Here is a 14,984-nt window from a genome sequence, read left to right as displayed (position 1 = left end):
GTTTGGTGTTCGACGGAGACGGCTCGCTCGACCCGTTCTTGAAGTTCCTGCTGTGCACGGTCGTGCTCCTAGGGGTGGCCAAGACACTGTGGGCATGGCTGACCGACGACGTGGCGCGGTGGTTCACCTTCGACATCTGGCACTGGATCACCGAACACCCGTGGTGGTCGGCACTCAGCCTGGCGGCGCTGATTGCCCTGGCGGCGCTGGTCCGGCGGGCCACTGCAGACGGCGGCGTCGTTTACGCCGAACCCTACGAGCCAGCAGCAGGTCCCGAGCCGGCGATGCTGACGTACCGGATGAAACAGCTGTCGGCCATGACTGCGACCGAGTTCGAACAAGCATGCGCCGAAATGCTGGCCCGCGACGGGTTCGACCGCCCGCTCCGGGTCGGTGGCGCGGGAGACCTCGGCGCCGATGTCGTGGCCTACGACGACGAGAACCGCAAACTCGTCCTGCAATGCAAGAAGTACGCGCGTCCGGTCGGGTCAAAGGAGGTCCAGACGTTCAACGGGACCGCCCGCCCGGAACACCGCGCCGATCTGGCTCTGATCATCGGCCTTAACGGCTTCACCCAGCCTGCCATCGACTTCGCTCAACGCCACAACCTCACCCTCGTCGGCCGCTACGAGCTCAAGCGCTGGGCCCACGGAGAACACCTCTACTCCGTTCTCATCCAGCAAGACTCCACCGCATGAGGCACGGGTCCAAGAACACCCTTCCGCGGCATAGATGTTCGGCAGGGGGATCCCGGTGTAGAGGACGAACAGCACACCCTGCAGTGTCCTGCGGGCATCGATCCGCTTGCGCCTAGGATGCCGGCCGCCGTTCGCGCTTGGCAGCAGCGCTCGATCACCGCCCCACAGCTCGTCACTGATCTCCAGGCTTCTGCCGTGCTTGAGGACAGCGCAGAGGTCAACGGAGCTGCTCAGGTGCGTGTGGAGGTGCCAACTGGCGATGGTGCCGGTCCTGCCGCGTCGAGCCTTTGACGCAGGACGTGGGCGACGGCGCGGTGTTGTGGGGTTTCGCCAGAAAGGGCGGTAAGGAGGGAGTGCTCGATTTCGAGGTAGGGAGCGGTGCGGCTGGTGAGTTGAGGGAGCGCTTGTGCGGTGGGGGAGCGCATGCGGCTGCTGATCCCCTTCAGGGCCGAGGCGAAGGGCGAGAGATAGGTCTCCAGCAGGGAGACAACCCGGTGGGTTTGGCTGGACTCGCCCAGCGCGAGAAGGCTTTGCCGTACTCCGGGTAGGAAGTCGTAAGTGATGCCGCCGTAGGAATCGTCATCATCGATGGGGGATTCGACGCTCACGAGGAGTCCGCTGGTCAGTACGGCGGATAGATCGCGGGTGGTGGCGGCGGGAGCGAGTTCGGCAGCAATGAGCTGCATGATGAAGCGGTTCAGCGGTGCTGCCGCCAGCAGGACGGCCAAGTTGAAGGCGTGCTCCGGGGCGGTGGTGTGGAAGTCGGTGATGAGTTGGTCTGGGCCCGGCGCATCATCGTGGGCCGGCGTAGGGGAGGGGACCACGGAGCGCAGAGAGGGGGTAGTGATCGTGAGTGCTTGCTGGTGGACCAGGAAGTCGGTCAGGAGCAGGCGGGTCCATTGATCGAGCCACCGTTTGCGGATCTCGAGGACCGGGATCAGGACGCTTTCCTGAGGTGTGAGAGTGCCGCTTTGAGGAACGGCGACCTGGCTGTCGGTGGTGGGCGTTGTTTCCAGGTCCTTGTTTGGACAGCACGGGTGGGGGGCGCGCAGCTGTATGGGCTGGGTAGGGATGCCGGCCAAGGACCAGTGGTGATGGGGCAGGACGTGGAGGATGGCTACGGTGTGGGAGGTGGCCCACTGGTGCAGATCTTCCCAGAGCAGACGTCGATGCCAGGCTGCTCCGACACCATCGGTCAGCACCAGAGTGATCTTGGGGCGGTCCGGCGAGAAGCGTTCGACGTGCAGGACGGGGGCGTCTGCCGAGGTGAACAGATCGGAGCGGTGGGTGGGGCGGCGGTTGTGCATCTTGACGACCTGGACGCTGTGAAAGCAGGGCAGATCGTGAGCGCACGCGGCGATCGCGTTGGCGACCGGGTACCAAGCCGTCATGGAGGGGCTGGTGTCGACGACCAGGACGAGGTCCCAACCGGGCGCCGCGGGGGCATCGGCGAGGCCTTCGGGCGGATCGTAGATGCTTGCGGCCAGGCGGGCAGGGGTTCCTCCCAACTGGCTGAAAGGGCTAAGTGCTGAGGTCGCCGCTTCCACCGCTGCCGCTGGCGAGACGGTCGGCCAGGTGGGAGGTGGTTCACGAAAGACCGGCGCAAGAGTCAGCGTGTTGCGCCACTGGTCGTCCACAGCGGGGACTGGTGCTGCCGTGACGAGCCACGGCTGAGTGTCGAACAGCGTCACCGAGCTACCACCTCATCCGGTGAGGTGAGGGCCTTAAGAACAGGCAGGGGCCGGGTCGGGTCGTCCCACAGCAGCGTCAGGTCGCTCAACGCTTCGGAGCCCAGGCAGTCCTTGTTTTGCTGCAGCTGTCCGAGGCGTGCCGGCAGTTCGGCTAGTGGCCCCGTGTCGATGAGGTCCCGCACGTACTTGCGGAATGAGCCCGAGCTGCAGTCGCTGCGGTGCCACAAAATCGCTGGCACGCCGGAGCGGATGCCGTCCAGTAACTGCTGTTGACCTTCTTCCCTGTCCGGAGGAGCGGTCAGTACCAGCAGTGGCTCGGAGGGCTGGACGCTGGGAGCAGCATCAGGCTGCTCCATAGGGGTCTCGTGTGCGTTTCGCTCGTGTGAGGAACTCGAGATCATCTGATCCCACCGGCGTTGCCATGAAGAATGCGCCGCCGGTGTTTCCAGACGGTCCAAGCTGCGGACCACAACCCGGTTGTGCGCCGGGCCTTCGGCACCGGGCCGGCACCACTGGACGACCGGCAGGTTGGCCAGGGTGAATGGAAGCCAGAACTCGATGGTCAGTGGGCCGGACTGGCCGATATGGGCCATAGCCTGCTGCAGCCGTTCGTATACGAGCGGGCCCAGATCCTGGCGGCGCACCCGTGCATCACTGTCCCGTACGGGGGGTGCGTCGGCGGTTTGCCCATCCTGGTGCCAAACCTGAAGAACGCAGTGGTCGTCGCCCAGCCCGTCCGCAAGCAGCACGAACATCACACGGCTCTCACGGCTTTCGCGGTGGTGCGCTGGTGCGGCCATGACGTTGTGGCGGCATGCTGTCAGCTGCTCTTGCAATTCTTGGGACTGGGCGTACTGGTCGGTCCAGGAACGCAGTTCTTGCGCAGCTGAGGAGTCCAGGACGGGAGCCAGGTGCTCCAGGAAGACCAGGAACAGCGGAAGTCCGTTGGGCAGGGCATTGCGCCGGAGTAGATACAGCGCCACGCTCCAGGCATCCGTACAGTGCTGGGGCAGGTGCACGGGGAAGGGATGCAGGCAGGCGCGGGCGAGAGCCCGCGCTTCAGAGGTTGCCTGCCCCTGAAGTAGCCGCCTGAGCACAATCAGGTCCTCATCACCCAGTCGGGTACGGGCCAGTTGCAAGTCAGACAACATGCGTAGTTGCGCCGTGACTTCGGCATCACCGGTCACGGTGCCGACCACGCGTGCCAGAGCGTCGGCGGCCTCTGTGGGCTCGCCCTGTTCCATGCAGCGTGCCACGATCCAGGACAAGTGTTCTTCCGGAAGCTGAGTGGCGGACTCGTCGCCAGAAAAGGTGCGGTCTAGCGCGTGAGCCAACATCCTGGCCAGCGCTCTGCGCGCTGGTACCTCAGACAGCAATGGCGCCGTACGCAGCACTTCGACCATGGCTTTCTCCACCGCCTTGTGCGGCACCGCGCCCCAAAGGGCCCGCCAGTGATAGGCGGCGCTAGATGCCCCCAAGCCTTCCACCCCCCGTGACAGATCCGGGCCTGCCATCCCCATTGTGTAGTTTTCCCCGCTGGTACGACTTTCGGGTAAACATGCCGTTCCGGCCAAGGCACAAACCGGCTGCCTTTGATGTGGCCGCTGATTTACCGGGCGGACACGAAGAGGGATCGGTAAGAATCAAGGAGTGGGGGATGCAAGCAGCTGGGCGGCCTGGGCTGCCGCCGTGACGAGTCTGGCGACGCTGATCGTGACCACTGTGGTGGGCGGCCGGCGAGAGCAGCACCGGTGGGCCAGAGATGCGCTGACCGACGCTTTTGTGGCGTTCCTGGAGGCCAGTTGGGCTCACTCCGACGCGGTGCGGTCTCGGTCTGAGCAGAGTTGTGCGGAACTGGAAGCCACACTGAGGCTGTACCGGGAGATGCGCTCGCAGTTGACGCGGCTGCGGTTGCTGGCCTCGGAGGACGTGGTGAAGGCCGGGGAGGATCTGCTGCGCTGCCAGCGCAGTGTGCAGGAAGCCGCTCCGGGGCCGGCGCGGGAGACCGCATTGGGTGAGGCCTCTGCCCAGCGGCGTGCGGTCGTTGATGCAGCCAAGAAGGAGATGGGTCTGTGATGCGTCAGATGACATAGCGCCCCAGTCTGTCCTCGATACCGGTACGAAGCTCTGTCAGCAGTGCTCGTGTCTGTGGCGGCAACAGTTTCGACTGCAACTCTTCGGATAGTGTTTCTGCCACCTTGGTGAAATACGGCTCCTTGCCTGTGGATGTTCGCGGGCCCGGCAGCCAGTGATTGACGATGTTGCGGACGGCCGATGCCAGGATCGGGTCCTCACGTGCGCACAGTGCTCCCAGTAACGGCGCCAACTGGCCCCAGTAACCCAAGGCGATCAGCCGGGCCCGTTCCATACTGGGATGCATGTCTCCGGTGTCGCGCCCCATCTCCTCGAGGAAGGCGATGACCGGAGCAACGTCCAAGTCGGGATCCTCCAGCGCGGCCAGCATGCCCAGGTAGCCGATCGCGGTGACGGCATGGGCGGCCAGCGTCACTTCAACGAGGCCGTGGTGACCGTGTGCATGCCGGATCACAGTCCGTACGTTGTACTCGTCGACCGCAACCTGCCTGACGAAGTCCAGCTCATCCGGCAGCCCGACGCTGGCGGCCAACAAGACAAACCGGTGAGCGGCTACCCCGTCGGCCGTGGCGGGTTTAAGATCCCCCAGACGTTCGCTCAGGCTGGGCGTCAAAGACACCGGCTTCACATACGGTGCATCGAGTAGGACGTCTGCGCTGCCCAACAGGGACAGCAATGAGGCATCGAGCCCTTGTGCCCGCCACGCAGGCGAGTGGCTCTGCTCGTGGAGGAACAGCGGGATCTCCGCCCGCGGCGGCAGCGCACGTCGCCAGGTCGTGCACCACGGCCAGTGCAGGGCCTCCTGTACCAGGCCCTGTGCAGCCAGAGCCTGCTGCACGCGCAATGCCAGACGGCGACCGGTGTCCTGGTTGAGGGTTTCGGCAGCGCTGACGAAACTGGAGACCGCCTCCACCATGTCCGCGTCCATGCCGACCAAGAACGGTTCTAGCAGTTGTTCCAGTGACTTATGTCCATCAGGAGGCAAGCAGTGCAGGAATGCGGCCACCACCGACAACGACCATGCGGTGCCGTGAGCTGCCACCTCAGCCAGCAGGTCCACACTCACGACGTCCTTGGCCGCGAGAATGTAATGGGCGGCCATGGCTGCCAGGCCCTCATCGCCCACGATGAGGAGTTGTTTCCACTGATCGCAGCCAAAGCCCACGGCGCCCAGGACACTGTCGTCGAGCAGTGCCGAAACCGCTGAGGCGGCCGGCGCGTCGGCCCGTCGGGCCGTGACAGCTGCCTGCAGCATCTCGCCCCATCCGGGGCACTCGGCTAGTCCGGCCCGGAACCGGTACTCCAGCAGCGTCTCCACAGCCCCCACGGCTGTCAATTCTTCGAGCACCTGCAGTCGTTCGGCGTTCAGTGCGTCAGCCGTCGCGGTGTCGGCCGTCATGCGCAACGCTGCATCAAGCGCGCTCAACTGTGATGTACATGCCTGCGCGTATATGCCCTGGCGGGTCCTATCGGGACGCACGTTCAGCTGCCTCAGGGCCTGCCAGGCTTGACGCAGAACGTCCCAGGGCTGGCTGGGATCTACGCGGGCCCATGCATGGCCAGCCAACTCGTTGAGCCGTGCCACCTGGATGCTGCGCAGGGCCTGCACTACGACGCGGATGTCACCTCCTGCGGTACTTCTTTGGCCCGCTTCGTCCAGGAGGCCGCTGATGACGTCCGTCAGGTGCTGTGTGGCACCGGGTACGGACCACTGGTGCATCATTACCAGGCCGTCCAGCGCCGCTTGCGCAGCCTCTGCGGCACTTTCGGGCGCTGAGGCGGCCCTGACCAGCACGTTCTGAGCTGACGGCACGGCGTACTTAGCCAGGGCGTAAGCAGATTTCTTCCACGCGGGAACTCCGCTGTAGGGCGAGCGCAGTACCTCATACTGGTGGCGAAGAAAGGCGTCGTGGACTTCGCGCGTGCATGGCTCTGGTGCCGCCTGCAACAGCAGCGCGCCGTACCAGGCACTGGCTTTGACTCCGGCTTCCACCACCGTTAGTACGGTGCGCGGGTGTGTGTGTTCATCGGCGACGAGGAGTACTGCGGTCTCCCGCCATCCATGACGCAAAATCAGTTCTCGTACCCGTGTCAACTGGTCCGCTGGGTACTGCTGCAGTGCAATAGCCGCACAGTAGGACTGCACCAGCGGGTCACGGAAGCTGATCCGTCTGCTGGATTCGACAATGACGCTGGTGACCAGCAATGCGGCAAGCAGCTCCTGCGCAGTACATGATTGAGTACTGGACGCCCGGGCGGTGCCGTCTAGCGCGTCCAAGGCCTGCTGCCGCTCAAGGGAGCCAGCAGAGCCGAGTTGTTCAGCCAGCCGGGCAAGTCCTCCCAGCAGTCTGTCGGAACTGATCTTCTTCGCCGGAGCGCTGTCCAACAGGTTGTCCAGGTACTTGCGGACCAGCCCACCAAGATTGGTTGGTACCTGCCCCGTCTCCACGAAATGGTGAACCAGTAGCCGCAGGAACTGCGGCTTGCCCGCTAGGCCTCGCAGCGCTGCCGCACCCGGGTCCGCGAACAGACGGCTCTCCAACTCTGCCAGGGGCTCTTGCCAGCCGTCCTGACGGCGCTTGCGTAACACTTCGGTCGCATACGTTCGTGCCGCGTCCTCACGAACTGTGTGGACCACGACTGTCGGCCATCTGAGCACGCTCGGATGGAAATCACCTGCACGCTGACAGACCAGCAGACGCAACCGGGGCTGGCGAGCCCGCACCCGCTTGATCCAGGCGAGGATCTTCCGCTGGTCTCGCTCGGCGACCACGTGCAGGTCATCGATCGTCAGATGGACGGCACCTAGAGCGATCAGATGTCCCAGCTGGTCCTCCGACAGTGCCTGTCCCACATCGGTCAGCTGCAGCAGGAACTTCGCTACCGTGCGTTCCGCGCTGTGACGCTGCTGCAAAAACTCCATGATCTGCGATGCAGTGGCCTGAAGCGGCAGCAGCGGCCTGTTCGGCACCGCATGGTGATCAGCGGTCGCGCGTATACGCAGCTCACGCGTGATTCTCGATTTGCCGCCCCCCGGCTCCGCCAGCAACACTGCCGCCGGGTGCTGCTCCAGGAGAGCCAAGCAGTCCTGACCCTGCACAGTCAAAGCTCCGTGCCCCTGCCGCACGTAGGCTTCTCCCGGTTGGAGCTGACGTCCCTCCATGCGGATGTAGGTGTCGTCGCCGCCCCACACGCTGTTTTCCGTCCGTGCGGCAGCCATGTAGCGCTGATGCAGAGCGCGCCGGACCTCCAGCAGAGGCCCTGTGGATAATCGCTTGATCACCCTTGTGTGAAGGGCGGCGTCCGTAATGGTCGCCGCAGCTTCAGCAAGCAGGCTTCCGGTTACGGCGTCACCCTGATCGACTGCGAGCAGAACCCGCACGAGAGACTCCTGGTCCTGACTTCGCCAGTGACGCAGAACGCCAACCGGAGACAGGAACTCGCCGGCCACCCCGGCGGCAGCCGCAGACGCCCGCACACGCTCTGGTGCCTCCGGACAGGACCACTTGAAAGTGCGGCAGGCCGACAGAATCAGATGCTCGAAGTAGTGGCGCGACCACTGCTCATGGCATTCGGCTGGCACCGCGTCCCGAATACCGCACCGCACCTGCCAAAGGAGCCGCAGACAACGCTCCAGAGCGGGATTGTCCTCGGCCAGGCTCTGCGCCAGGGTGTCAGCTGTCCTCGTGAGCACCTCAGCCTCCTGATGAGACTGCAGCAGCGTCAGAAGGCCGAGGTAGCGCTGCAGTCGGACCATCTCCAGCCACGACAGGTGCGCCATGCAGTCACGCAGAATGCAGAGCTCCAACCAGGAGACGTCCGTGAGCGTGAAGTGTTCTCTCTTGAAGGTCGCGAAATCGATCAAGTACGGAGTGCTCCCCGACAAGATCACGTTTCTGGGGTTCAGGTCTCCATGCACGGCAGACCGCGCCCGCGGACCAGCATCTGCGACAAGCACCTCGTGCAAAGCTGCAAGAGGGTGCCCGACCGTTACTCCCTCAAATCGCAGGGTCTGGTCACTGTCGCTCTCGAAGAACGAGTCCCCATCTGCATAGTGCTCTTGCAGAAACGCCGACCACTGCTCCGCACGCACCGCGGTCAGCCGCCCCTGCACCTCAATGGTGCGACCGGAACGGACCTTGCCGGCCTGCTGCGGCTGGGAAGCTGCCCCAACAAGATCCACACGCAACCGCGTGGAGTGGTAGTCGCCCCATACTGAAGTCCCGTCCACGGTGATGTTCTCCAACGTGAACTCCGCTCGCTCGCCCGCCCGCAAGGACCGGCCTGGCCCCGGCGGCGAGGTCGTGCTGCGTAAAACCTCTGAGGACGACGGCTGAGGAAAAGAGTCATCAGGCCCGGGGTTCCCATGCACCAGCCGCACGGCGGAACCGCTGCCCTCAACCTTGTCGACCTCCAGCCGGAGGTCGTCGCCGAGCGATCGGTTCTCTCCCTCCAAAGCCGCTTCCTCAGTAAACGTGGCGGCATACAAGTTCGAAGACAGTGACCGCAGTACCGTGGTCAGGGTGTCGGAGCACTCCGCCAGTCGTGTTGGCGACGCTACGGCGCTCGCGACGAGATCTTCCAAGGACTCGAGGCTGCCCGGGGCGTGGTCCCAGGCGCTGACATGGCGGTACACCACCACACTATGGGGGCGTTCCCGCCCACGTTCATCGTGAACAGCCCGGCTTACAGCAGCGATGGGAACATAAAGCGACGAGTCGAACGTGGACTTGAGATCCTTGTAGGCGTTCCACTCTTTGACGGCTTCGGCGTACGGCAGAAGTTTGGCCACCTGCAGGGACAAGGCCCCCTTCTTGCGTTTTACACTGATCTTTAGGACGTCCGCGCCGCCACGCCCTCCGGCCAGCCGGCCGTGCACCGTCACCGACTTCACATCAGCGGGCCACCTGCCCTGATCGCGGCACTGGAGGTCGGAAGCTCCCTCATCACTGCTGACTGCCACGTTCAGCAGGGCATCCTTGATGCGAGCCTGTTCCGTATCGTCCAGTCCACAGTCCGCGTCAAATGAAATCTTCGGCTGCCCCAAAACATACCCCCCGGGCATCGTGAAGCCCTGCATCACTATCTCGCCGTGTAGACGTGATAACGGTCCGTCAGTGTAGTGGCAGCGTGGACGCACGCAGGACGAAACCCCGCAACTCCACCTCTCGCTACCCCCGTTTGGGTGTGAGCAGCTGAGATCGATCAAGAGGGTGCACGGCCGTACACGGCCGTCGGTCCAGAGGAGAACCGGTCTTGAACGCAGTAACTGGAGCTCACGGCAGCCGTCGAGTGGGCGCCCTTGAGATCGCGTACTACGGGCAGAGGCATCGGCATACTTCCCGTGTACAAGTCTGAGCCCGCTGGACGACTCCGCCGCCGGGATGAGCAATCGCGCGGAGCATATCTGGGCTGCCTTCGTTGCAGCAGACACAGCCAGCGCACGGACATCTTCGGCGCTACAGACCTCCCACGATGTTGCTGTGGTGCTACGGGAGGCTCATCCGCCTGACCTCGTAAGGGGTCCTAACAAAGGCGTTGGACGTGGCGGTGGGTGATCAGGCAGGTGGCGAGGCCGAGGAAGGCTTCGTGGATGTCGTCGCGTCGTTCCCAGCGGATGCGCAAGCGACGGAAACCGTGCAGCCAGGCGATGGTCCTTTCGACCACCCAGCGGAAGACACCGAGGCCGGAGCCGTGTGTCTGGCCCCGTTCGGCGATCACTGGCCGAATGCCTCGCTGCCATAGAAGTCGGCGGTACTTGTCGTGGTCGTAGCCCCGGTCCGCGAGGAGCGCGTCAGGTCGGCGTCTGGGCCGGCCGACGACGCCGGCCACGGCGGGACCTTGTCGATCAGTGGCAGGAGTTGGGTGACGTCATTGCGGTTTCCGCCGGTCAGCGACACCGCGAGCGGGATGCCCTGGCCGTCGGTGAGGACGTGGTGCTTGCTGCCCGGCCGTGCGCGGTCGACCGGGCTGGGTCCGCTTTTGGGCCTCGCCGGGCCGCCCGGACGTGGGAGGAGTCGATCACTGCCCTCGACGGATCCCGCAGAAGGCCTGCCGGTCCGGCACCCGAGGCCGGCCCTCGACCAGCTTCGGCGCTGGCGCGGGCAGCAACGGCTCGATGAGCGACCACAGTTCATCCGACACGATCCACGGCCGCGACTGACGCTTCCCCACGGCCAGACCAACGGCCATCCAAGCCGGAAGTCACATGATCAACGGCTTCTGTTAGGAGCTCTAAGCCACGGTCAAGCGCCGCGCCTACATCGGCACTACCGCATGCGGGTGGCCTACGCCAAACACGGCGGTGCAGGTGCCTGCCGCGACGGGGGAGGCGCGGCAGGCACCGACGCCAGTCTGGCACGACGACGTCACGCGTGCTGGCTGCGCCGCCCGTCTTTGGCCTCACCTGCGAGTATCCGGTTCCTGTGCGTCCAGAGCTTCCTGCGCTCTTCGCGCCTCAATTCTCGATGAGGCGGTTGACCTACTCACCTCGTAGAGTGCGCCGCCCAGCCGACGCGACCCGTTCGAGGACGAACCAACGCTCGACTTCCTCATCAGGGCCTCCGGGCCATGGGGAAACTGTCGAGACCTCGGTGCAGACCTGGGACGGCGACGGCTTCGGCACCTTCCTCACCTCGCTTGCCGAAGACTTCCGGGGCTGAGAAGAAGCACGTACCTGGCACTCCCTCTGCTACGACCTGACCCAGAGCCCGCGGCGGTCGGCATTGTCACGGTCACAGCAGCACGGTACTGGCGTTCTGGTGAGTCACCGCAGCTGGGTAAGCGGTTTGGGGCCAGGCCGAGTGGCGGGTCGCCCCCCCGTCAGGCGGCGGACCATGACCCCGATCGTCGCCCGAGGGATCATGGTCTCCGAGTGAGCCGGGCCGCTCTCGTAGTGGCGAGCCAGGCGCCGGTGGACAGTGATCCACGACAGCGTGCGCTCGATCACCCTCTGCTTCTGCTGCACTTGGAAGTCGCGCTGGCCAGGGTCTCTGCGGACGATCTCGAGCTCCCGGCCGAGCTGCTGTTGCTCGGGTCAGGCCGATTTGTGTTCGTCGGCGCCACTTCCGAGCCTCCGCTGGGGAATCCGTCTGCTGGCGGATGGTGCAGCGGCGCGGGCTGCAGCACGGGATGCCGCCTGGTGTGCCAGTCGGCCATGGGAGGCAGAACGTGCAGCAATTGCTCAAGCGCGGGTGGCGTACTACCGAGCCGCACCCGAGCGGCAGCCAGCCGGTTCATGTGGCCGGTGCTGAGGATCATGTCTCCGACAAGGTAACCCCGAAGGGCCTTGCTAGCGATGCCCGCGTGCCGAGTCAGCAAGGGAAGGAAAGGCGGTCCGTAGAACCGGTGGAGGGCCCGGAGATCGGTTATGAGCAGGTGGCGGTCCACCTGAACGGCACGCTGACGCGGCCACGCAGAACGAGGCGGCTTGGCCCACGGCGCCTGTACAGCCTGATTCGCCGCAGCCGTGTTGCCCGAGCCTGTCGCGCCGCGGTCAGGCCCTTCAAACTGCCGCTTCAACGATGCCGAGTTGCTGCAGCATGCCAAGGACGTCCCAGTTCCACCAACCCTCCGCGATCTTGCCCGCACGGATGCGGTGGATTGCGATACCCGTGATCTCCACCTCCTTCTGGGTTGCGGGAAACCCCATGTACTCGCCGGTGTGGGTTCCATGACATGTCCACCGAGTCGTCACATCGTCGCCGTCAGCAGTCTGTTCCAGATCCCTGAACTGGAGGTCAAAGGCCGACAGATAGCCGGCGACCTTTTCTCTTACTCCGGCAGGTCCATACGCATCCACCTTGTTGGCGGGATCGTGGTCTTGGTAGTCGGGGTGAAATAGCTCATCGATCAGGTCGAGGTTGCGGCTATTCAGGACCTCATTGAAGTACTGGTGGATGATGGCCTTGTTGTACTGCTGGTCTCGGACCACATCGAGGCCCACCAGTGCCGGCTTCTCGTCGCAAAGAGCCACAATTTCCCGGAACATCCGGCTCGTCTCCGGCAGTTGCAGGTTTCGAATCGCTTCCTCGTACGACGGATACTCGACGATCTCCACGTAGTGGTCCGGCTCGGAACGGTCCTTGCCGACGATACTGTGGGTAGCGGTGCGCTTGCCCTTGATCTGCTCGACCCATGAGTCCATGAGGCGGTTCACTTCGCTGAACCTAGCCGTCTTGCAGTCGATGAGGAGTAGGCCTGGCCTCTGCGGCCCCTCGTCGAACGCGGCTCCGCCGCGCGCTTCTTGATGCAGCTGGGTGATTTGGGAGAGCGCGTGTGCCCAGCGAGTGGCGGCATCCTTGGACCCCGGGAGGACAGTCCCCTCTTCCAGAGGCTCAGCACGCTCAGTGCGGCTCCTTACGCGCTCTGCGGCACTCTCCCCCCTAGGAGTCGCGCGCCAGGAGCTGTGCCTCCTACGGTCGTTGAACGCGAGCCCTCGGGCGTTAAGCAAGCGCCCGTTTCGACTGATCTCAGAGGGATCTACACCCAGGCGTCCAGCGAGCATGGCATTGGTCAAACCAGGCTCCTTGGCAATCTCCACGAGCATGCGCGCTGCATGCGTGTTGGGGTCGACGGTCTGCTCCCAGACGACTTGCTCCGCTCTGTCCAGTGCAGCCTGTACTACCTCAGCCAGAGCAGAGACCATGCCGACCAGCTCAGGTGCAGTCTGGTCTGGTGGCAGCTCGGCGTAGGCGTCCCGTAGTGCGTCGAGGCCGGCACGCAGGCTGTCCTGGTCGGCCAACAAGCATGCGTCCACAACCCAATGGCTAACAGATGTGGCCCACCGGTCAGCGGCATCCTCACTGTGTGGCGCCTCCTCACCCAGGAAGGCAGTCCAATCGTGAACTTCGTCCAGCAGCCCTCGTCGGTCTGCAGGGGTGATCCCTTGTTTACGCAGAGTGCTCATCATGCTACCCACCCCATGGCAAAGCCTCTCAAAACGGATAAAATGGACTGTGGAACCTGCTTGAACTATGACGCCAATGTCATATGAGTGTCAAGTGTGGGGCGCTTATGGATCTCGCCGATGCTTACGTGAAGGCGTATGACCGAATGACCCCGTGCGCGGGGGCGCGCTGCGATCGGATGCGGCCCGATGCCCTCCGTGTCGCCGAGCGAGTGCAGTCGGCCGTAGAACGTTCCGGCGGGATGGCTCTTCCAGCGAACTGGCTTTCCGGCCCTGCACCGAGTGTCAAGCTCTTCGGTGTGTTGCTGGGCCTCCATCAGGTCTTGCTGGACGCCGACCGCGAGCGGGACGACTTGAGCACGCAGCGCCGAAAGGTCCTCCGAGGTCGCCTCACGAGAACAGGGCGACTGAACACGAAGAGCACCAAGGGCGCCCTTGTGTACGCGCGCACAATGTGCGGCCGACCCGACCGCGTGCGATACCAGTTGGATGAGTTTCTACCTGTGCTCCGTCGCATACCGGAGAATGAGTGGAAGCTCATGCAGGTCAGGCATGCCAAGGCGGTCCTGGACCTGGATGCCTCCAGAGCGAAGGACATCCCGGAGACCGAGCCAACAGCGCCGCTTCTGATTGCACAGCTTCCCTTCCTTGCGGATAAGGACGACCTGGATTGGGGCCCTGAGGGTGAAGACCGGTACCGCGTTGCCCCACGAACAGACCGTCTGAGAGGCCACATCAAGGCCGCCCTTGCCGAACTTGATGACAGCAAGGCGCACTTGGGAATCCTGCCGGAGGCGAGTCTGAATGATGATCTGCTGGCTATCTGGCGGGATGTGATGGTCAATGGGCGGCGTCCTTCGGGTAGCAGGTTGACTTGGATACTGGTCGGCACGGGTCCGGTGAAATCCGTCGGCCCTCCTCCTTGTGTTCCCGACATTCCCCCCAATAGGGCCGTCCTTCTTCACCGCCGCACCGGAAGAGAGCTACTGGCACAGGACAAGCAGTTCGGGTTCACCCTCGACGCCGACCGCCAGCAGGAGTACGACCTGCGCGATCCATCTCGGTGTGACCTAGGCGGAGTGACTCGAGGTGAGTGGATCGCCGAAGGCGAGAAGCTGAACATCCTCGAGAGTCACAGCGGGCGGTACGCGATCCTGATCTGCGAAGACGTCGGCAGGCTACTCAAGACCGGTCACACCCTCGCCGTCGCTGGGGTGAGTCATGTCCTTGTCCCTGTTCTCGCCGCCGCTATGCACAAAAAGGGATGGTCAGGGAGGGCCGCCGAAGAACTTGCCCGGGACGCTGGCGCCGCCGTTGCTGTCAGCAACGGCTTGGCCATCCATCGATACATCCCGGCACAGCATTGCGCCAACAATCCATACTGTCCGGCTCCAACACTTCTCGCCGCGACGCCAGCGCGCACAAGGCCCATCCAGAGTTACGTTAGCTATGCCCCGAAGGAAATCGGCCTGCCAGAGGACCTGGCGGTCGTCGATTCTCGCGTAGACGCCCTGACACCGCGATGCTTCCTCATGTAAAGCGGGATCCACACAGAACTAATGGGTCACCGCGCGGCAAGTAAGCTGCGGCCAT

General features: G+C 64.1%; 7 protein-coding genes and 2 pseudogenes. 3 read left to right on the top strand and 6 right to left on the bottom strand.

Annotated elements, in window-relative coordinates; translation table 11 throughout:
* The first annotated feature begins 5 nt into the window (after positions 1-5).
* Positions 6-698: a restriction endonuclease gene (locus RFN52_RS00125; RefSeq protein ID WP_184854676.1), complete on the top strand. Its 693-nt coding sequence runs from the start codon at positions 6-8 to the stop codon at positions 696-698.
* Positions 699-746: 48 nt separating this feature from the next.
* Here the strand turns inward: RFN52_RS00125 and RFN52_RS40010 are convergent.
* The 3 genes and pseudogenes from RFN52_RS40010 to RFN52_RS00115 form a co-directional block, all read right to left on the bottom strand.
* Positions 747-912, bottom strand: a pseudogene (locus RFN52_RS40010) (IS5/IS1182 family transposase); the annotation flags it as partial.
* A 16-nt stretch (positions 913-928) separates the two neighbouring features.
* Positions 929-2,389 carry an SAV_2336 N-terminal domain-related protein gene (locus RFN52_RS00120; protein WP_184854677.1) on the bottom strand — a complete coding sequence of 487 codons (1,461 nt, stop codon included), beginning with the start codon at positions 2,387-2,389 and terminating at the stop codon, positions 929-931.
* Positions 2,386-3,792: a VMAP-C domain-containing protein gene (locus RFN52_RS00115; RefSeq protein WP_184854678.1), complete on the bottom strand. Its 1,407-nt coding sequence runs from the start codon at positions 3,790-3,792 to the stop codon at positions 2,386-2,388. The genes RFN52_RS00120 and RFN52_RS00115 overlap by 4 nt, the downstream gene beginning before the upstream one ends.
* A 286-nt stretch (positions 3,793-4,078) precedes the next feature.
* Here RFN52_RS00115 and RFN52_RS00110 point away from each other — a divergent pair, with 286 nt between their 5' ends.
* Entirely contained in the window at positions 4,079-4,465 is a 387-nt protein-coding gene (locus tag RFN52_RS00110) for a hypothetical protein (RefSeq protein ID WP_184854679.1), read from the top strand.
* A 4-nt stretch (positions 4,466-4,469) separates the two neighbouring features.
* On the opposite strand, the gene RFN52_RS00105 is transcribed toward RFN52_RS00110, so the two are convergent.
* From RFN52_RS00105 to RFN52_RS00090, 3 genes and pseudogenes are all read right to left on the bottom strand, one after another.
* Entirely contained in the window at positions 4,470-9,563 is a 5,094-nt protein-coding gene (locus RFN52_RS00105) for a hypothetical protein (RefSeq protein WP_184854680.1), read from the bottom strand.
* Positions 9,564-10,009: 446 nt separating this feature from the next.
* A pseudogene (locus RFN52_RS00100) lies at positions 10,010-10,675 on the bottom strand (IS5 family transposase).
* Between the two features lie 1,312 nt (positions 10,676-11,987).
* The gene (locus tag RFN52_RS00090) at positions 11,988-13,394 is read right to left on the bottom strand and encodes an ester cyclase (protein WP_311240818.1); all 1,407 of its coding nucleotides are present in this window, start codon (positions 13,392-13,394) and stop codon (positions 11,988-11,990) included.
* A gap of 104 nt (positions 13,395-13,498) precedes the next feature.
* Between RFN52_RS00090 and RFN52_RS00085 the strand changes: the two genes are divergently transcribed.
* Positions 13,499-14,929, top strand: a complete 1,431-nt coding sequence (locus tag RFN52_RS00085) for a carbon-nitrogen hydrolase family protein (RefSeq protein ID WP_184854682.1) — start codon at positions 13,499-13,501, stop codon at positions 14,927-14,929.
* Positions 14,930-14,984 lie beyond the last annotated feature (55 nt).

The organism is Streptomyces collinus (assembly GCF_031348265.1).
Taxonomy (GTDB): domain Bacteria; phylum Actinomycetota; class Actinomycetes; order Streptomycetales; family Streptomycetaceae; genus Streptomyces; species Streptomyces collinus.
The sequence above is the reverse complement of the archived record's forward strand: the minus strand, read 5'-3'. Positions and strand labels throughout refer to the sequence as shown.